The 18356-nt window shown below is 53.9% G+C and carries 19 protein-coding genes; 13 read left to right on the top strand and 6 right to left on the bottom strand.

Translation table 11 applies throughout. The annotated features are described in order from the left end of the window. The first annotated feature begins 133 nt into the window (after positions 1-133). Positions 134-973, top strand: a complete 840-nt coding sequence (locus tag Q8W22_RS16275; RefSeq protein WP_303432921.1) for a M48 family metallopeptidase — start codon at positions 134-136, stop codon at positions 971-973. A 214-nt stretch (positions 974-1187) separates the two neighbouring features. Here the strand turns inward: Q8W22_RS16275 and tcdA are convergent, their stop codons facing one another. The 4 genes from tcdA to Q8W22_RS16255 all read right to left on the bottom strand — a co-directional run bounded on the left by tcdA (position 1188) and on the right by Q8W22_RS16255 (position 4788). Then, positions 1188-1997: a tRNA cyclic N6-threonylcarbamoyladenosine(37) synthase TcdA gene (gene tcdA, locus Q8W22_RS16270; RefSeq protein WP_305453071.1), complete on the bottom strand. Its 810-nt coding sequence runs from the start codon at positions 1995-1997 to the stop codon at positions 1188-1190. A 52-nt stretch (positions 1998-2049) separates the two neighbouring features. After that, a complete protein-coding gene (locus Q8W22_RS16265) occupies positions 2050-2664 on the bottom strand; it encodes a hypothetical protein (protein ID WP_305413841.1) in 615 nt (204 codons plus the stop codon). Between the two features lie 185 nt (positions 2665-2849). Then, positions 2850-4193 carry a TonB family protein gene (locus tag Q8W22_RS16260; protein WP_305453070.1) on the bottom strand — a complete coding sequence of 448 codons (1344 nt, stop codon included), beginning with the start codon at positions 4191-4193 and terminating at the stop codon, positions 2850-2852. Positions 4194-4320: 127 nt separating this feature from the next. Further along, on the bottom strand, positions 4321-4788 hold the full coding sequence (locus tag Q8W22_RS16255; protein ID WP_303432925.1) for an SUF system Fe-S cluster assembly regulator: 468 nt from the start codon (positions 4786-4788) through the stop codon (positions 4321-4323). A 295-nt stretch (positions 4789-5083) separates the two neighbouring features. On the opposite strand from Q8W22_RS16255, the gene sufB reads away from it, so the two are divergent. From sufB to Q8W22_RS16205, 10 genes are all read left to right on the top strand, one after another. Next, positions 5084-6559, top strand: coding sequence for a Fe-S cluster assembly protein SufB (gene sufB, locus Q8W22_RS16250; RefSeq protein WP_303432926.1), 1476 nt, complete (start codon positions 5084-5086; stop codon positions 6557-6559). A gap of 199 nt (positions 6560-6758) precedes the next feature. Continuing rightward, the gene (sufC, locus tag Q8W22_RS16245; protein ID WP_303432927.1) at positions 6759-7505 is read left to right on the top strand and encodes a Fe-S cluster assembly ATPase SufC; all 747 of its coding nucleotides are present in this window, start codon (positions 6759-6761) and stop codon (positions 7503-7505) included. A gap of 77 nt (positions 7506-7582) precedes the next feature. Next, entirely contained in the window at positions 7583-8920 is a 1338-nt protein-coding gene (gene sufD, locus Q8W22_RS16240) for a Fe-S cluster assembly protein SufD (RefSeq protein ID WP_305453068.1), read from the top strand. Beyond that, positions 8917-10161 (top strand): aminotransferase class V-fold PLP-dependent enzyme, encoded by a 1245-nt coding sequence (locus tag Q8W22_RS16235; protein ID WP_303432931.1) that lies wholly within the window; start codon positions 8917-8919, stop codon positions 10159-10161. The genes sufD and Q8W22_RS16235 overlap by 4 nt, the downstream gene beginning before the upstream one ends. A 28-nt stretch (positions 10162-10189) precedes the next feature. After that, positions 10190-10549 carry an iron-sulfur cluster assembly accessory protein gene (locus Q8W22_RS16230; protein ID WP_303432933.1) on the top strand — a complete coding sequence of 120 codons (360 nt, stop codon included), beginning with the start codon at positions 10190-10192 and terminating at the stop codon, positions 10547-10549. A gap of 123 nt (positions 10550-10672) precedes the next feature. Continuing rightward, positions 10673-11200 carry a putative Fe-S cluster assembly protein SufT gene (sufT, locus tag Q8W22_RS16225; protein WP_303432935.1) on the top strand — a complete coding sequence of 176 codons (528 nt, stop codon included), beginning with the start codon at positions 10673-10675 and terminating at the stop codon, positions 11198-11200. Positions 11201-11244: 44 nt separating this feature from the next. Beyond that, positions 11245-11943, top strand: coding sequence for an alpha/beta hydrolase (locus tag Q8W22_RS16220; protein ID WP_305453067.1), 699 nt, complete (start codon positions 11245-11247; stop codon positions 11941-11943). A gap of 97 nt (positions 11944-12040) precedes the next feature. Continuing rightward, a complete protein-coding gene (locus Q8W22_RS16215) occupies positions 12041-12409 on the top strand; it encodes an ArsC family reductase (protein WP_303432939.1) in 369 nt (122 codons plus the stop codon). 81 nt (positions 12410-12490) lie between these two features. Further along, positions 12491-13522: a 2,3,4,5-tetrahydropyridine-2,6-dicarboxylate N-succinyltransferase gene (gene dapD, locus Q8W22_RS16210; RefSeq protein WP_303432941.1), complete on the top strand. Its 1032-nt coding sequence runs from the start codon at positions 12491-12493 to the stop codon at positions 13520-13522. 204 nt (positions 13523-13726) lie between these two features. Then, positions 13727-13921, top strand: coding sequence for a (2Fe-2S)-binding protein (locus Q8W22_RS16205; protein ID WP_303432943.1), 195 nt, complete (start codon positions 13727-13729; stop codon positions 13919-13921). A gap of 102 nt (positions 13922-14023) precedes the next feature. On the opposite strand, the gene Q8W22_RS16200 is transcribed toward Q8W22_RS16205, so the two are convergent. Next, positions 14024-14773 (bottom strand): sulfite exporter TauE/SafE family protein, encoded by a 750-nt coding sequence (locus tag Q8W22_RS16200; protein WP_305453065.1) that lies wholly within the window; start codon positions 14771-14773, stop codon positions 14024-14026. Between the two features lie 262 nt (positions 14774-15035). Here Q8W22_RS16200 and Q8W22_RS16195 point away from each other — a divergent pair, with 262 nt between their 5' ends. After that, the gene (locus Q8W22_RS16195; protein ID WP_303432947.1) at positions 15036-15980 is read left to right on the top strand and encodes an AEC family transporter; all 945 of its coding nucleotides are present in this window, start codon (positions 15036-15038) and stop codon (positions 15978-15980) included. A 124-nt stretch (positions 15981-16104) separates the two neighbouring features. On the opposite strand, the gene Q8W22_RS16190 is transcribed toward Q8W22_RS16195, so the two are convergent. Then, on the bottom strand, positions 16105-17244 hold the full coding sequence (locus tag Q8W22_RS16190) for an aminomethyltransferase family protein (protein ID WP_303432949.1): 1140 nt from the start codon (positions 17242-17244) through the stop codon (positions 16105-16107). A 499-nt stretch (positions 17245-17743) separates the two neighbouring features. Here Q8W22_RS16190 and aroQ point away from each other — a divergent pair, with 499 nt between their 5' ends. Beyond that, complete coding sequence (gene aroQ / locus Q8W22_RS16185) at positions 17744-18172, top strand: type II 3-dehydroquinate dehydratase (RefSeq protein ID WP_303432950.1); 429 nt, start codon at positions 17744-17746, stop codon at positions 18170-18172. The last annotated feature ends 184 nt before the right edge of the window (positions 18173-18356 follow it).

Below are 18356 nucleotides of genomic sequence, written 5' to 3'. Positions count from 1 at the left end.
TCGCTGCATTCGTCGCCTTGCCCTGAACAACGGCAACACTCGCGCAGAGCCGTGCAGGATTAAATGGATGTCCCCTAAAGGCAATTGACCGTAAACTGACCGCATCAGGATATTCAAAACGGAAAACGATCTCATGCACACTGCCAACACCTCCACCTGCCAATCCTTGCTGTTGACTGGCATTACTGCAGCCCTGCTGCTGGCCGGTTGCTCAACCAGCCCGACAGGCCGCTCGCAATTGATGGTGATCTCACCAGAAACAGCCATTACGGAATCCAAAACGGCATACTTGAGTACCGTCAGCGAACTGGAAGCCAGCGACCAACTGGTCACTGACCCACAACAAATCAGCCGTATCCGCACCATTACTGGCCGCCTGATCACCGAAGCGGTCGCCAAGTACCCGGATACCAGCAGCTGGGAATGGAGCGTTGCCATCATCAATGACCCGGACACACTGAATGCCTGGTGTATGGCCGGTGGTCGCATGGCCATTTACACCGGTATTATTGATCAGCTCAATCTGACGGATGATGAAATTGCCCAGATTATGGGGCACGAAATTTCCCACGCGCTGGCCAACCACACCGCCGAACAAATGTCCCGCGCCATGGTCATTAACGCCGGATTAATGGCCACTGCTGCGGTAACAGACAACAACGCCATGGTGTTGTCTGGCGGTGCTCTGGCAGCTCAATATGCCTTGCAATTGCCCAATAGCCGCACAGCCGAAACAGAAGCCGACCGTATTGGTATCGAGCTGGCCACCCGTGCCGGTTACTCTCCAACCTCGGCAGTAACACTCTGGGAAAAAATGCAGCAAGCCAGCGGCAGTTCCGTACCGGAATTCATGTCTACTCACCCGTCATCCAGCAGCCGCGCCAGCGATCTGGGCAAGCTGGCACCGGAAATGGCCAAACTGAATCCGACGGCTCAAAAATCAGCGGTATATCCTGTGACGATTGTGCAATAAGAACCGGAGTCCAGAAGCCGCCACCCCCAATCGGTCAGTACCATTGACCATTGGGATCAGAACAACCGGGGCAGAGGTGGAATGGATTCCAAACCCTGTTCAGCACGGCGTTTTTTGGTATGGCTGCAGTAGCAGCCATATTCTCCGCAGCTCACTCCTCGCAGCTCAATCCCACAACAACTCCTTGTTTATTCCTGCAAGGTGATCGCGAACATCAGCCTTTTTTGCCCGCATCCGTAGCAATGCGCTTGACCACACGGGAAGCCGCGACAAAGCCAAAGGTGCCCGTCACCATGGTCGCCGAGCCAAAACCGGAAGCGCAGTCCAGCCGGGTACTATCGCTGTCAGCAGATTTCATCTGACAGACCGAGCCATCCGGCTGTGGATACACCAGCTGTTCGGTAGAAAAAACACAAGGAATGGAATAGTTACGGCTGGGGTTACGAGAGAACCCATACTCACGTCGCAGCAGGGAACGGACCTTACGCGCCAAAGGATCATTGGTGGTTTTATTGAGGTCGGCAATCTGGATCTGTGTTGGATCAATCTGGCCACCCGCCGCACCGGTTGTTACCACGCGGATTTTACGACGCTTGCAGAAAGCCAATAACGCCGCCTTGCTCTTGACGCTATCAATACAATCCACCACATAATCAAAATAATCGTACTGGTCATCCGGTGCCAGTATCGCCGCCATATTGTTACCGGTGACAAAATCCTCCACCACCTGCACATCACACTCAGGGTTGATTTGCAGCACTCGCTCGCGCATGGCAGTCACTTTCATCTGTCCGACGTTATCGGTCAGAGCATGAATCTGACGGTTGGTATTGGTGATACAGATATCGTCCAGATCCACCAGTGTCAGGGCGCCAATACCAGAGCGGGCCAAGGCTTCAGCAACCCAGGTACCAACACCACCAATACCCACCACGCAAACGCGGGCACAGGACAAACGCTCAAGTCCGGAAACGCCATAAAGACGGCCGATACCGCCAAATCTGTCTGTATATGTTGGAGTCACTGCTACCTCTGAATGCTACACGTCAATCACCACGAGTGAAGGACGGAGTATATCAGAGCTGGGAAACGCGGGTTTTACTGGGGAAACGCAACCAGCGGGATGTCTGGCTGATACGTTGGAGGGGGATTTCTTCGGCATGAAATTCATTTTCCAGTGCAATCATTTGCTCTGGTTCAATCAAACCGAGCAAGCCCTGTCGTAATTGTGGGATCGGTGCAATACGTGCAGTCAGGGAATCAACCAGCAAGGACATAAACTCTGCAGACAGGTGGGCATGGTCATAGTGATTGATCACCAGTACGGTATCACCGCTCTGTAATTCAAGAGAGATTCGGTCGTCTTTTAACAAGGCGCCCTTGACTGAAGAAAAGAAACGATCAAGATCTTGCTGATAATCAGCCATCTTGTGTGTGGTGCCAGCGGATGCCAAGGCTTCCATCCAGAGCTGTCGAAAGCGGCGTGGTGAAATTTCGTCTTCAACCACTTTTAATTCCAGGCGTGTACCTTCGGTCACAGTACCTTGTTTGCCAGACTCTGCGGTATTGTTCAAAGCCACTAAAAACCAGGACTTGCCCAATACCTCAAAATTACCGTACGTCCGCTCACCTGCCGCAAAAGCGGGAGTGGCCAGTATCAGAAACATGACAAGCACTGATATACGTTTCATTACTACAACCCTGCCTGGATTGAAATGACTTGGATCTGGTATTACCAGAAAAACCCCCTTGCACGACGTGTTAATGATATTTATCACACTAACACAACGCAGGCGTTTATCTTGCCCTTCGCGTCTTTCCGCATCCCTTCAGATTGTCCAACGTTAGCACGACGCACCGGGGACTGGCAGCCTGGTTAACGGGCATTCATCACAAAACGAAAAGGAATATCGAACTCAAAATCTGAGCCAGATAACACATCCGGCAACGCCTGATAAGGCGCGGCCCGTTCTGCCGCTCGCACCGCAGCCGAATCCAGCACTTCATGGCCGGAACTATCACTGACAACGGCCGATACCAGCTGTCCGTCCCGTTGCAATTTCAAGGTTACTTGAGTGGTGCCTTCCAGCCCGCGCCGCACCGCCTGCTTGGGGTACAGCACCTTCCCGTTTGCGCTCGTCAGCAGCTCCTGATAGTAGCGGGTTTCAGCTTGTTGCTGTTCAATCTGCAAGGCTTCCTGACGCATACGCTGTGCCTGCTGCGCGGCCAGTTCAGCCGCCGCTTGTGCCGCGACGGCCTGTATTTCCAGTTGTTGCTGCTGTTCTGATTGTTCAGTGCTTGACACATCCACCGCTGCGTCTGCTGTTGATTCTGCCTCCAAGGGACTCACGCCATCCTCTGCCATGGCGTCAGTACTGTCGGGTAATTCGACGGCTGTATCCGCCGTTTTATCCAGCACTATCGCCGTCTCCGGAGCCGCCTGATTACTGACGGTACTGGCAACCACGTGCTCTGTAGCAGCTGCCGTTGATGCCGAAGCCGGTGCAGGAGCCGATACCGGAGCTGGAGCCGATACAGGTGCTGCAACCGCGGCTGCCGCATCCAATCGCTCACGTGATGGACGGCGGACCGGTTGGGCCGGTGGTTTGCTTGCGGCCAGCCACCCCTTGATCACTTGCTGACGCCCCGGTGCAGGTTGTATAGACAGCAACCGGGCCTCTTGCAACTGGCGCTGATCGGCAGACATATGCACCAGATCATCCTTGAATTTTTGTGAGCGAGGGTACTGCCCTACCCAGGCAGCCACTAACGCCCGTACAAACCCAGGATCATCCAACTGCAACAGCTCAACCCCGTTAACAGACACCAGCGTTTGATTGCTTTCGTTGGAAATCACCAGATGATCCCCTGCCAGCAAGTCATCCTTCAGCAAATGCATAAAACGGGTGACTTCCGTAACTCGCTGGTTCATTTCCTCTTCGCTGAGATTAATTGCCAGCCCTTCATTCCAGAGCCGATAAAAACGCCGGGGAGAAAGTTCTTCAGCCAGGATATGCATTTCCAGCCGTAGTGGCTGACTGGCGTGTAACCAGCTATCACTGCTGCCACTGGCGCTGTAGACAGAAGCCAGATACACATCGTTATCCAGCCGCTGATAAACCGCAACGCCTTGTAACTCCAGCACATGGGATTCAAGCTCTGCCGCTTCAATCGTCGCCATCGATAACAGTAAGAAAAGACACAGGGAAACCAGGCGCATATCAGATCGGTCCGTAATATTCATCAAACCAGTCTAGATACGAAACATGACAGATTCTTGTCGATATCAGCTCAAATGACGCTTCGGTGACATTTGCATGACAGAACACCGGCAGCCACGGTATGACCTAATCCAGATTGGTCAGCGGAATCTGATCGGTAGACAAGGTTAAACAGGCGGTAATACGCTGCAGCGCTTGCGGATGGCGAATGTCGTGCAAGCTGATACCCGACAGTACCAGCGTCAGCACCTGGTTGATTCCGCCCCAGTTTTCGGCCAATGAGCAGCTATCGGTAATATCACAACCCGACTCAACCGTGCTGCATTCGGTCAGGCTGACCTTGCCTTCAAAGGCTTCCACAATCGTCAGCAAAGGAATTTGCTCCGGACGACGGGCCAGCCGATATCCACCACGAGACCCGCGCCGCGCCTGTACCAGTCCGGCATCAGCCAGGGTTTTTAATACTTTACGAGCGGTTGGCAACGACACACCAATACTGCTGATAATTTCATCAGTGGACTGCTGAGCCCCGCCGCTTTGCGCCAAATGGTTCAGTACCAGCACACCATAGTCGGTCATTTTGCTGATTTTCATGGAGAGTAATTACTCACTTGATCGTCCATTAGCCAGCGCTAGATCGCTGCTTCAGGAGCCACCGCAACAGTGGCATAAACCGGTTTATCACCAAAGCATACCAAATTAGTATTGATTCTGGTAATACCGTGATTACTTGAGTAGAATGGTGGGACTAACGAAATGATGATATCCGCACAGCTTGAGCCATCGTGGCCTGCGTTGACCGCTGAGTTCAGCAGCAATGCTGGCAAGCCATCACCTCACGGTTTGCAATCAGGAACGGAACGATGTCATCCGACCGAGAGATAGCGCCATGACCGATGCCCCAACCCCAGTTCTGACCGACCCCGAAGCGAATCAGGAAATCCACCAGCGTTTCAAGAAAGAATACGCTGCCGGATTTATCAGTGATATCGAATCCGACACCCTGCTCCCCGGCTTGAATGAAGACGTGGTGCGATTTATTTCTGCCAAGAAAGGTGAGCCGGAATGGATGACCGAATGGCGTCTGAAAGCTTACCGCTCCTGGCTGGAAATGGTCGAACCGGATTGGGCTCACGTGCAATACGACAAGCCGGACTTTCAGGCACTGTCGTATTATTCCGCCCCAAAAAGCATGGCCGATGGCCCCAAAAGCCTCGACGAAGTCGACCCTGAACTGCTGCGCACCTATGAAAAACTGGGTATTCCGCTGCACGAACAGCTGATGCTGGCCGGTGTTGCCGTCGATGCGGTGTTTGACTCGGTATCCGTTGCCACCACCTTCCGCGACAAACTGGCGGAAGCCGGGGTGATTTTTATGCCGATTTCCGAAGCGGTACACAAACACCCGGAACTGGTGAAAAAATACCTTGGTACCGTGGTGCCACAGCGTGACAACTTTTATGCCGCACTTAACAGTGCCGTGTTCTCCGATGGCTCGTTTGTTTATATTCCCAAAGGCGTCCGCTGCCCGATGGAATTGTCGACCTACTTCCGTATCAACGAAGCCAAAACCGGTCAGTTTGAACGTACCCTGATCATCGCTGATGAAGGCTCCCACGTTTCCTACCTCGAAGGCTGTACCGCGCCAATGCGCGACGAAAACCAGTTACACGCTGCGGTGGTGGAACTGATCGCCCTTGATGATGCAGAAATCAAATACAGCACGGTGCAAAACTGGTATCCCGGCGACGAAGAAGGCAAGGGCGGCATCTATAATTTTGTGACCAAACGCGCCGTCGCCCATACCAACGCCAAGGTCAGCTGGACCCAGGTCGAGACCGGGTCTGCAGTTACCTGGAAGTACCCGAGCTGCATTCTCAAGGGGGACAACGCCGTCGGTGAGTTCTACTCCGTCGCGTTGACCAACAATTATCAACAGGCCGACACTGGCACCAAGATGATTCACCTGGGCAAAAACACCCGCTCCACCATTATTTCCAAAGGGATTTCTGCCGGTAAAAGCCAGAACGCCTATCGCGGCCTGGTGCGTATGAACCCGAACGCAGCCGGTGCCCGAAACTACACCCAATGTGATTCCCTGCTGATTGGTGATCAGTGTGGTGCCCATACTTTCCCCTACATCGAAAGCAAGCACCCTTCGGCCGTTATCGAGCACGAAGCCACTACCTCCACAGTCAGTGACGATCAGCTGTTCTTGTGTCGCCAGCGCGGCATTGATACCGAGAAAGCCGTCTCCATGATTGTTAACGGTTTCTGCAAAGAGGTGTTTAAAGAGCTGCCGATGGAATTTGCCGTCGAAGCGGGCAAACTGCTGGAGCTGTCATTGGAAGGCTCGGTGGGCTGACCCACACCCAACCCGATACCCCGGTTCCCTTGCGCCCGCGCAAGAGCCGGATCACCAACGTGTATCGGCAAACTCGTTGCCAGCTTGAGTATGACAACGAGGGAAAACAACAGCATCAGACGTCCGTCAACCGACGTCTGAGCAATAAATCCTGCGTCCGACGTCCTGCGTCTGACGCCAGACGAAGACAGGAACAACCATGATCAGCATTAGCAACCTGCACGCCAAAGTGGAAGACAAACCCATTCTCAAAGGCCTCAACCTGGACATCAAACCCGGTGAGATTCACGCCATCATGGGTCCGAACGGTGCGGGCAAGAGTACTCTGGGTAACGTATTGGCAGGCCGCGATGGTTATGAAGTCACCGCCGGCTCTGCCACCCTGAACGGCAAGGACATTCTCGCTCTGGAAGCAGAAGAGCGTGCTCGCGAAGGTCTGTTTCTGGCGTTTCAGTATCCGGTTGAAATTCCCGGGGTTTCCAACCTCGAATTTCTCAAGGCGTCAGTCGATGCCATTCGCGCTCACCAGGGCAAAGAGCCACTGGATTCAGTCAGTTTTCTGAAAAAAGCCCGGGAAAAAATCAAGGCCGTTAACCTCGACCAGAGCTTCCTCAAGCGTGGTGTTAACGAAGGCTTCTCTGGCGGCGAGAAAAAACGTAACGAACTGATGCAAATGATGATGCTGGAACCGTCATTGTGCATTCTCGACGAAACCGACTCCGGTCTGGATATCGATGCCCTGCAAGTGGTTGCCCATGGCGTCAATGCCATGCGAGATCCAAACCGCTCTTTTATTATTGTGACCCACTACCAGCGTCTGCTCGACTATATTGTGCCGGATTACGTACACGTACTGGCCGATGGCAAAATCGTCAAGTCCGGTGGTAAAGAGCTGGCACTGGAACTGGAAGAAAAAGGCTACAGCTGGCTGGAAAGCGAAGCCTGAGATGGCGAGCTTTTGTCTGTCTGGCGTCAAGAATCTGAACTCTGACGCGTTACAACACCACAGTCCGGAGAGTTAAGGTGGCTACTGTTTTTCAAGATCAACAACTGCAACGAGTCAACGGCACCCATGCGCCAGACTGGTTACAGCCCATTCGCGCCCAGGGCAGTGCTGCATTTGCCGCTGCCCCCTGGCCGACCCGCAAAACCGAAGCGTGGAAATACTGCTCGCTGAAAACCCTGGCCGGGGACAGCTACCATGCTGATATCCCCCCTATCACCGCGGCCAATAACAAGGATCTGGCAGCAGCGGCAACCATCGCCGGACTGGACAGCTATCAGCTGGTGCTGGTTAACGGCCAGATCCATCCCGAGCTGTCCAGTGCATTGGCGCTGGAGCAAGTGGTACTGTTTGAGAACGCCAATACAGACCAGCAAGCTGCCATCGCTGAACAGTTGGCCAACGCCCGCCAGCAATCGAATCATCACCTGTTCAACGACCTTAACGACGCCGTGCTCAACAGCGGCGTACTGGTCACCATCGGCCGTAACAGCCAGCTCGACAAACCGCTGCAAATCTGTTCCATCAACACCGGAGCCGAATCAGCCTACAGCGTCAATAGCCGGGTTCTGGTGGTATTGGAAACCAATGCGGAACTGACACTGATTGAACAATTTGCTTCCGTCTCTGCACACGACGATAACAGCTTTACCAACAATCAGACCGATATCCAGATCGGCGACAATGCCCGTCTGACCCATTACCGCCTGAACCGGATGCAGTCCGCCAGCGCCTTTATCGGCAGCAGCCGCATCGACTTGCAGCGTGATGCTCACTATCAGGCGTTTCATTTAGGGTTGGGGTCAGCACTGACGCGCAACGATCTGGTGGTTAACCACAATATAGGTGGTTCGCACTCAGAGATTTCTGGTGTGTATGTGCCGCAAGGATCGCAGCTGGTCGACTTTCATACCTGTATCGAACACGCTGCCGCCCATTGCACCAGCAACGAAGTATTCCGCGGCATTATCAACGACCAGGCCAAAGCCGTCTTTAACGGCCGCATTCATATTCACAAGGATGCGCAAAAAACCCTGGCCGAGCTGAGCAACAAAAACCTGTTGCTGACCAACAAGGCTGAAATCGACACCAAGCCAGAACTGGAAATCTACGCCGACGATGTGAAATGCGCCCACGGTGCAACCGTCGCCCAGCTCGATGACAAGGCCCGTTTTTATCTGCAAAGCCGCGGCATCAGTGAACAGGATGCCCAGGTAATGCTGAGCTTTGGTTTTATCAACGAACTGCTGGATGCTCTGCCGCACCCTGTCATCGGGGACTGGTTACGCCCGCTGCTGGCGCAACGTTTTGGCCGCGCCCCGGCGTTTACCACCGAACAAGTGGAGGCCTTGTCATGATCGACGCCTATGCCACCGAGACCCGCCGCTACATCGAACAGATCCGTCAGGACTTCCCGGCACTGCAACAGCAGGTCCATGGCAAGCCACTGGTCTATCTCGACAACGGCGCGACAACGCACAAACCCAATGCAGTCATTGAAGCCGAAGCCAACTTCTACCGTACGGTTAATTCCAACGTCCACCGTGGTGCCCACTATCTCAGTGACGTGGCGACCGAACAGTTTGAAGGTGCCCGCCGCACCGTGCAGCAATTTATTGGTGCTCTGAAACCGGAAGAAATTGTCTGGACCCGTGGCACCACCGAAGGCATAAACCTGGTTGCCGCCACCTGGGGCCGCAAGCACATTGGCAAGGGTGATCGTATTCTGGTCAGCGAGATGGAGCACCACTCCAATATCGTGCCCTGGCAAATGCTGTGTGAGCAGGTTGGTGCTGAGCTGATTCCGATTCCGGTGAAAGACAATGGCGAACTCGACCTCAACGCCATGGCCGAATTGATGGAACCCCGTGTCAAACTGATTTCGGTGGCCCACGTGTCCAACTCACTCGGCACCGTGAACCCCATTCCGGACATTGTCCGTATGGCCCGCATCAACGAATCCGTCGTCATGGTGGATGGCGCCCAGGGCGTATCCCACTTCGATATCGACGTATTGCAACTGGATGTCGATTTCTACGCTTTCTCCAGCCATAAATTATTCGGCCCGACCGGTATGGGCGTGCTGTACGGCAAGGAAGAGTTGCTCAACGACATGCCGCCCTATCAGGGTGGCGGTGAAATGATCGAACGCTGCTCCTTTGCTGGCACAACCTACAACCAGCTGCCTTACAAGTTTGAAGCCGGAACGCCAAACATTGCCGGGGCGATTGGCCTTGCCGCCGCGATCAACTATCTCAACGGGCTTGACCGCAAGATACTGGCGGCCCAGGAAGAAGCACTGATCAAAAAAGCCCATGCCATGGCGCTGGAGCTGGGCGGTATCCGTATTATTGGTGAAGCCGCCCAAAAAGCCTCGGTCTTCAGCTTCTTGCTGGAGGGAGTGCACCCGGCGGATGTTGGTACCCTGCTCGACCAGCAAGGCATTGCCGTACGCACCGGCCACCACTGTGCCATGCCCTTGATGGAACGTCTGGGTGTTCCCGGCACCGTGCGGGCTTCGATGGCGTTTTACAATACTCTGGACGAGGTTGATGCCTTGTTCAAAGGGTTGGAAAAAGCCAAGATGTTTTTGCTGTAATGATTCGTGACCGATTGAGGACACACCGATGAGTATTGAAACCTACGACCCGAATGCCGCTGCCGATGTCAGCATGACTGCTGCAGCGATCCAGCACATCCGCAACATGCTGGCCAAAAACAGTGACAAGACCGGCGTCCGCCTGGCGGTCAAAAAGAGCGGCTGCTCCGGCTTCAAGTATGATATCGATTTTGTCGACGCTCCCAGTGACGGCGACCAGATTGTACAGGTCGCCAGCGATGTCACCCTGTATGTTGCTGCCGATGCCAGGTCCTATGTCCGTGGCACCGAAATCGACTTCACCAAAGAAGGCTTGAACAGCATCATCAAGTTCAATAACCCCAATGCCCGTGATTTGTGTGGCTGTGGTGAATCCTTTTCGGTCTGAGTCGGTGTAAGCTTGCCCGCCTTGTCTGGCAACTGATGTTTGGCACACCAGCACTGTCACTCCGCGATACCGGTCGCCATACCGTCATCGCGGAGCAAAACCTTCGCTACAGGTAATTCTTTTATGGAAAAACGTATGGTTGTTTCGCTGGCCGAATGTCCAGCGCGACAGGTACCTTCCGGTATTCCTGCCACCATTCCGCCAGGTGTGTTTGTCACCATCAACCAGGCGCTGGGTGGCAACTACACCGTTACCGTGAACGGCAATATGATGCGCGTGGACGGCACGGATGCTGCCGCACTGGGGCTGGAAGCAGAACAAATCGAATTTGCCGCACACGATGACGGCATTGTTCGAAAAGATCAGGTCGAGCAGGCCTTGCGGACGATTTTTGATCCGGAAATCCCGATCAACCTGCTTGATCTCGGTCTGATTTATGGCATCGATATCGATGGCACCCAGGTCAATATTCGCATGACCCTGACCGCCCCCACCTGCGGTATGGGGCCAGTGCTTATCTCTGACGTCAAATACCGGGTCGCCAAGGTACCCAATGTCAGTGCTGTCAACGTTGAACTGGTGTTTGAACCCCAGTGGCATCGTGACATGATGACAGAAGAAGCGCAGCTCGAAGCCGGTCTGTTTTTCTGACCGGGGGACATGATCCCTGCCCCATCTGGAGACAAATACAGCCTATGAATATGACCGAAACCCCGGAGCAGGTGGTGCTCGAACCGTCCAGCGGCAAGGCCAATGCCTGCCTGATCTGGTTACATGGCCTGGGGGCCGATGGCTACGACTTTGTCCCGGTGGTGCAGCATATGGGCAGCCTGATGGACACCTCTCAGTTGCGCTGTATTTTCCCCCATGCCCCCAAACGCCCGGTGACCATGGCCAATGGTACCTCGATGCGCTCCTGGTACGATATTCTGGCCATGACTCCCAAACGCACGATTGATCCCGACCAGCTGGCCGATTCCGTCAATCGTATGTACCGCCTGATCCAGCAGCAGATCGACAGCGGTATTCCATCCTGGAACATTTTTATTGCCGGTTTCTCCCAGGGAGGGGCCGTCGCGTATCAGACCGCCTCCAGCTTTGGCCAGACACTCGGTGGCCTGATTGCCCTGAGCACCTACGTGCCCGATGGCAGTCGGGTAAATCCGTTCAAACTGCATCCGGCCAACTGCCAGCTGCAAGTCATGATTGCCCATGGCACAGTCGACCCGGTGGTTCCTATCTCGCTGGCAACAACGGCGCTGGAACAGCTGCGTCAGCATGGCCTGCAACCACTGTGGTTCAGCTATCCGATGCAACACGAGGTGTCGCATCCTGAAATTGCCGATGTCTGCCGTTTTCTCAGCAGCTGCCTCAGTCATACCCGGGCTTCCTGATCTTTGTATATCCAGCCATGAATCACCACCACACGCTGAACTCCGCCGCTGGCTTTGGTATCCTTGCGCCTTTCGATTTTCGGCAGCGGATTTCATCATGATCACCATGTACGGCATCAAAAACTGCGACACCATCAAAAAGGCCCGCAGCTGGCTCGATCAGGCAGCGATTGAGTTTACCTTTCACGATTACAAAAAAGACGGGCTGGACCCGGCGCTGGTTGACCAGTGGCTGGACGAGCTGGGCTGGGAAGCCTTGATCAACAAACGCGGCACTACCTGGCGCGCCCTGCCGGATGACCTCAAAACCCGGATGGATAACGCCAGTGCGCGCCAGGCCATGCTCGAGAACCCGTCGATCATCAAACGACCCTTGCTGGATACCGGCAGCCAGAAGTTACTGGGTTTCAAGCCAGATACTTACGCCGCCCTGTTTAACCAACCACCAGCAACCCAAACCGATTAATCAAACCCGATTAAACAATCCACAGACTGACTGGCTGCCCGTACCTGTCTGGCGCAGCGGAATTGAATTGAGGAATATGACATGAGTAATGCATTTGCACTGGCCATCGGTGTCGGCACCAAAAACAGCAAAGGAGAATGGCTGGAAGTCTTTTACTCCAAGCCCTTGCTCAACCCCGCCGACAGCCTGATTGAAGCGGCCAAAAGCGCCCTGGGCTACGAAGGTGGCAACCAGGCGATTGAAGCCGACGGTGGCGACCTGAGTGCATTTGCGGATGCGCTGGCAGAACTGGATGCCACTCAATCCGGCCTTGCCCGTGCCTGTATTGAAAGCGAACAGCCGGTGGTAATCACAGTACTGGCAACCGATGCCCAGTCCAGCAGCACGCCCGAGGTATATCTCAAGCTGCATTTGCTGTCCCATCGCCTGGTCAAGCCACACGGTGTTAATCTGGCTGGTATGTTTGGCTTGCTGCCGAATGTCGCCTGGACCAACCAGGGTGCCATCGATCTGGCAGAACTGCCGGCGGCCCAACTGGATGCGCGCCTGAACGGTACATTGCTGAGCGTCAACAGCGTTGATAAATTCCCTCGCATGACCGATTACGTGGTACCTGCAGGCGTACGCATTGCCGATACTTCCCGTGTCCGTCTGGGCGCTTACGTGGGTGAAGGCACGACCATCATGCACGAAGGGTTTGTCAACTTTAACGCCGGTACGGAAGGCGTCTCTATGGTTGAAGGCCGTATCTCAGCAGGTGTTGTGGTCGGCAACGGTTCTGACCTGGGTGGCGGTTGTTCGACCATGGGCACACTGTCCGGTGGTGGTAACATTATTATTTCGGTGGGCGAAAACTGCCTGCTGGGCGCTAACGCCGGTATTGGTATCCCACTGGGTGATCGCTGTACCGTTGAAGCCGGTTTATACGTCACCGCCGGTACCAAGATTCTGGTACTGGACGACCAGAAAAATGTGGTTGAAACCGTCAAGGGCCGTGACCTGGCGGGCAAATCCGATCTGCTGTTCCGTCGTGACTCCATCAGTGGCGCAGTACAGTGCGTGACCAACAAGAGTGCCATTCAGCTGAACGAAGAGCTGCACGCACACAACTGATCCAGGCGTTTCCAGCATTGATCCGTCAGCCATCGCAGTACCGTTTTACGGCCTGCGATGGCTCTTGCCTGCACCCTGTTTGCTAGCCGCTTTCCTGCCCCGGTAACCAACCGGAATTACAGTCACTAAAAGTATTGCAAACTCTTATCATTTAGATACACTGTCTACCATTGATAGTCATTCTCGATTGCGGAGATCAGCAATATGTATGTGTGTCTGTGTAAAGCCGTTACCAATCAACAAGTCAAAGATGCGGTTGATCAAGGTCAAAGTTATGGTGAAATGCGCCGGTCGCTCGGTCTGGCTACCGACTGTGGTTGCTGTGGACGCGCTGCCAAGCAACTGATCCGCGAGCATGTCAGCACCCTGCCCGCTTGTGAGTTTGCCAATGTTGGCTGATAACAGCGCAGCAGTACACGACACGCGATGACAGCCTGACGAACAACAGTCGACAGTCGTTCGCAGACAGTTGAGTTGCTACTCGTCGCTCCTCCAGAACACTCAAATCGCATCCCACAACAGCCGTAAACCGATCAAGCCTAACGCCAGATAAATAATCCGGTAAAAGGTTTTGTCGTCTATCAGTGCCTGTAATTTCACACCGTAACGAGCACCCATCCAGGCAAAAGGCATCAGAATCAGTGCGGTCATCAGGTTGGCAGAGCTGAGCTGCCCCAGCAGGCCATAAGGAATCAGCTTGACCACATTCAGGCAGGCAATGGTCACAACCATGGTGGCCAGATATTCAGGCCGTGGTAACCGCAACGGCAACAGATACAAATTCAGCGGTGGCCCACCGGCATGGGCAACAAAACTGGTAAAACCGGTCATCAGGCCACACACACGGGCAACCCACGGATGGCCCTGCCGCGGCTCACCCAACGCCTGCTTTTTACCCAACCCCCACAGTGCAAACGCCAATGACAATATCCCCAGCATCATCTTGATCATGTCGGCATTCAGCCAATCAAACAGCAGATACCCCACGATCAACCCCAGGGCCGCTGGTACCAGCAAACGCCGCAGTTCCTGCAGGTTCTGTTTACCCCACCAGAAACGCACACTGAAAAAATCCATCAGTAACAACAGCGGCAACATAATGGCCGCGGCCTGACGGGGGTCGATATAAATGGTCATCAGGGGGACGGCGACCACGCCAACCCCACCGGCAAAACCGGACTTGGAAATCCCGGTAATCAAAACTGCAATGACCGCCAGCAGCCAAAAGCCAGGCTCAAAACCCATCCACATGCGATATTCCTTACTTTGAATAAGCTCTCAGTCAGTGAGCGAGACAAGATACTATCGTGACCAGACCGCCCTTGTCGCAGTCAACGCCCTTACCAATCATTGAATCACCACACACAAGATTGAATTATCACCCTGCTGCCCTGACGTGATAGCGTTTTGCCCGGTAATCTTATTACCCGGTTGATCATTGACCCACAACATCGGTCATCTGATCTGAGTGCCGAGCGCTACTACGCAGCCCCTTACCCAGGACGCCTTTCCCATGTTGTCTACTGTCTCGATTATTATTCCTATTTTTGCTGTTATTGGCTTGGGCTTTTACCTGGTACACAGTCGTTTTATCCCCAAGGACATGCTGCCGGTATTATCCAGGCTGGTACTGTATTGCCTGATTCCGGCGTTGACCTTTGCCACCGTATCGCAATTGGACTTCAGCCAGATTCAGGCCTGGGATTTCCTCGGTGTGTATGCAGCAGGGGCCTTGCTGGCCCAGATCGTTGCACTGATCGTATTTCGCGGCATGCTCGGAAACAACCTGTCCACCAGCGCAATCAAGGCACTGGGCTGTTCCATGCCCAACAGCATCTTTATCGGCTACCCGGTGGTCGTACAGGCCTTTGGAGAGGAATGGGGCCATACCTTTGCTTTCGCTGTGATGGTCGAAAACATCGTTATTCTGCCGGCGGTACTGATTATGGTGGAGCTGGGCAGAAGCAAGGAAGACCAGCAACAGGCGTTGTCGATCATCACGGTACTGGCGGGTATTATTCAACGGCTGATCAAAAATCCGATTATTATCGCCATCGCCGCGGGTTTGCTGGTTTCTGTGGCAGGCTGGTCTCTCCCGAATCCGGCCCTGCGCACCTTGACCCTGTTAGGTAACGCCGCTGCCGCCATTGCCCTGCTGGTGATTGGTGGCTCACTGGTTGGCAACACCTTGCGCGGCAACCTCCGTGATATCAGCTTGCTCAGCACCATCAAGCTGCTGGTTCATCCACTGGCGGTGATGTTGGTATTGATGCTGTGGCCCGACTTTGACCCGACATTGCAAACCCTCACCATTGTTTATGCTGCCTTGCCCATGGCGGCGCTGTTTCCGATGGTTGGCAGTCATTACGGTATGCGCAACTTCTGTTCCAGTGGCTTGTTGGTGGCAACGGTGGCGTCATTTTTCACCCTTACAACGGCGCTGTTATTGCTGCTCTAGGGCGGCTGCCGCAAACCGCAGCAACACAATAACACCAATAAAAAAGGGCTTGTTTCCAGGAAACAAGCCCTTTTCTTCAGGTGTCGATCACACGTCTGTCATAGCTTCAGCCCGGAAGGCTTGATCAGCCCTTCGCTACACGCTTTTTCTTCTCTGGATCATCAAACGGCAGAGTATGGGCAATGGCCGATACGTCAAGGCTGCCTTTGACCTGGAGCGGTGCGCCCTGTTTGGCGTAAGGCACTTCAAGACGAGCAATGGCCATGGAGCGGTCAGTCAGGCGCGAGTACATGGCACAGGTGATAACTCCGACTTTTTTGCCGTCAGCCCAAAGTTCGTCGCCTTCAGCAGCAGCTTCCTTGCCTTCCAGCAATACGCCAAAGATGCTGAAACGCTCTTTGCCCTTCAAGCGGAAGTGTTCGTAGGCACCACAGAATGCAGTTTTGTCCTTGGATACGGTGAAGTCCAGACCCAGTTCCCACAGAGTGTCGCCCGCAGGTTCGTTTTCGAACGGGTACATCTCGGAGTTATCAAACGGAAAAAACAGCAGATAGCTTTCGGTACGCAGCCAGTCGAGGGCGGTAAAGGAGCAAGGGATAATGCCAAATTCCTTACCCTGTTCCAGCACGTTGTCCCAGATCGTGGCAGCGTCAGCAGCTTTGCAGAAGATCTCGTAACCACGTTCACCAGTATAGCCAGTACGTGAAATCGTTACCGGGCAACCAAACAGACGGGCGTGAGTATGGTGGAAATAAGGCAGATCACGGATGCCAGGAACATGCTCGGCGAGGAAATCCACCGCAGCAGGGCCCTGCAAGGACAAATCGTGCATATCGTCATCGAACAACACTGCGACCTGTTTGCCGAGCGCAGCCTGGGTCAGGCGTTCGTAACCGGTACCAGTACCATGCACCACCATAAAGGAGTTGGGGCCCATACGATAAATAACGCAGTCATCGATAAACTTGCCTGCTTCGTTCAGCATACAAGCGTAAACCGCTTTACCAGGATAGAGTTTGGAGATGTCACGAGTGGTCGCCCACTCCAGCAGGCTTTCCGCATGTGGACCAACATAGTGCACTTTCTTCAGACCCGATACATCCATCAAGCCCGCTTTGGTACGGATTGCTTCGTGCTCGTCGGCCAGAGTGTAACCACTGTTACTGTAGGTCCATGCTGTAGGCAGACCGTTCCAGTCTTCCAGGTTTGATCCCAGGGCTCGGTGTTTTTCCGCCAGTGCGGCGATACGCCATGAATTAGCCATTTGTTTCTCCGTTCGTGTAGACAGTACTTAATCCCTGCAAGGGAATTATTATTCCTGAGAGGAAAGGCAAGTTCCGGGCCATGGATTGCCAAACTGATGATTCCTATGAGGAAAAAAATATTTCTACCTGGATTTCACCCCAAAAACGACCGGATTACCGCTCACCGCACCCAATAGCCGCCCTCTTTCAGGTCAGTAAATATTTGGCGGCATCGTATTGGTGCAATAAATCAAGCGGTCAATGCAGTAAATATAGAGTGAGCAACAAGATGCACACGCTATAAATAAACGACAAACCATAAAACCTGTGCAACACGGCTCCCGTTTATTACACATCGACTGTCCGGTATCGCCGGTTCCCGGTGTTATGGCAGCAGTTTGAAAAACAACCCGATGCAGGTATCTGGCACAACCAGGCTGCGCCGCCGCCCGGATATCCGCTAAACTCCACCTCCACCAATCAGCAACAACGGCCCGTGGCCTACGATGGAATCAACCAATGAACAAAACTATTTACGTATTAAACGGCCCAAACCTGAACCTGCTGGGCAAGCGTGAACCAGAGATCTATGGCAACGAAACCCTGCAAGATGTTGAAAACAAGATGCGTCAGCGGGGTGCTGGGTTGGGCCTGACCATCAAGTTTTTCCAGAGCAATCACGAAGGTGAGATCATCGATCGCATCCATGAAGCGCGCGATCAGGCTCAGGGGATTATTATCAACCCAGCGGCCTATACCCACACCTCAGTTGCTATCCTCGATGCGCTGAACACCTTTGAAGCGGCAGTGGTCGAAGTGCATATCTCCAACGTCCATAAGCGTGAAGCCTTCCGTCATCACTCCTACGTCTCCTTGCGGGCCGACGCTGTGATTGCGGGTATGGGAACGCTGGGTTATCAGGTTGCTCTCGAATACTTTGCCCAGTAACCCCTGCGAGTTGCAGTGTCGGCCTGTACTGGCAGGCTTGTATTAATCCGGGGAAACAAACCGACAATACCAACACCTACCAATACCTGCCGGTGGGCACCGTAGCGGCGAGGGTGTTCATAGTTCTGTGTCACCCATTACTTACAGATCCACGTAGCCGTCGATCCGTCCTTCGAAGTGGATG

This window comes from Oceanobacter sp. 1_MG-2023 (genome assembly GCF_030689025.1).
Classification (GTDB): domain Bacteria; phylum Pseudomonadota; class Gammaproteobacteria; order Pseudomonadales; family Oceanobacteraceae; genus Oceanobacter.
The sequence above is the reverse complement of the archived record's forward strand: the minus strand, read 5'-3'. Positions and strand labels throughout refer to the sequence as shown.

Excerpts from the sequence above, each read along its gene's own strand:
- sufT (WP_303432935.1), top strand. The coding sequence starts at position 10,673 with ATGGAAAAACGTATGGTTGTTTCGCTGGCCGAATGTCCAGCGCGACAG.
- Q8W22_RS16200 (WP_305453065.1), bottom strand. The coding sequence starts at position 14,773 with ATGTGGATGGGTTTTGAGCCTGGCTTTTGGCTGCTGGCGGTCATTGCA.
- sufB (WP_303432926.1), top strand. The coding sequence starts at position 5,084 with ATGACCGATGCCCCAACCCCAGTTCTGACCGACCCCGAAGCGAATCAG.
- Q8W22_RS16190 (WP_303432949.1), bottom strand. The coding sequence starts at position 17,244 with ATGGCTAATTCATGGCGTATCGCCGCACTGGCGGAAAAACACCGAGCC.
- Q8W22_RS16275 (WP_303432921.1), top strand. The coding sequence starts at position 134 with ATGCACACTGCCAACACCTCCACCTGCCAATCCTTGCTGTTGACTGGC.
- Q8W22_RS16260 (WP_305453070.1), bottom strand. The coding sequence starts at position 4,193 with ATGCGCCTGGTTTCCCTGTGTCTTTTCTTACTGTTATCGATGGCGACG.
- Q8W22_RS16265 (WP_305413841.1), bottom strand. The coding sequence starts at position 2,664 with ATGAAACGTATATCAGTGCTTGTCATGTTTCTGATACTGGCCACTCCC.
- Q8W22_RS16220 (WP_305453067.1), top strand. The coding sequence starts at position 11,245 with ATGAATATGACCGAAACCCCGGAGCAGGTGGTGCTCGAACCGTCCAGC.
- Q8W22_RS16230 (WP_303432933.1), top strand. The coding sequence starts at position 10,190 with ATGAGTATTGAAACCTACGACCCGAATGCCGCTGCCGATGTCAGCATG.
- Q8W22_RS16215 (WP_303432939.1), top strand. The coding sequence starts at position 12,041 with ATGATCACCATGTACGGCATCAAAAACTGCGACACCATCAAAAAGGCC.
- Q8W22_RS16255 (WP_303432925.1), bottom strand. The coding sequence starts at position 4,788 with ATGAAAATCAGCAAAATGACCGACTATGGTGTGCTGGTACTGAACCAT.
- aroQ (WP_303432950.1), top strand. The coding sequence starts at position 17,744 with ATGAACAAAACTATTTACGTATTAAACGGCCCAAACCTGAACCTGCTG.
- sufC (WP_303432927.1), top strand. The coding sequence starts at position 6,759 with ATGATCAGCATTAGCAACCTGCACGCCAAAGTGGAAGACAAACCCATT.
- Q8W22_RS16205 (WP_303432943.1), top strand. The coding sequence starts at position 13,727 with ATGTATGTGTGTCTGTGTAAAGCCGTTACCAATCAACAAGTCAAAGAT.
- Q8W22_RS16195 (WP_303432947.1), top strand. The coding sequence starts at position 15,036 with ATGTTGTCTACTGTCTCGATTATTATTCCTATTTTTGCTGTTATTGGC.
- dapD (WP_303432941.1), top strand. The coding sequence starts at position 12,491 with ATGAGTAATGCATTTGCACTGGCCATCGGTGTCGGCACCAAAAACAGC.
- Q8W22_RS16235 (WP_303432931.1), top strand. The coding sequence starts at position 8,917 with ATGATCGACGCCTATGCCACCGAGACCCGCCGCTACATCGAACAGATC.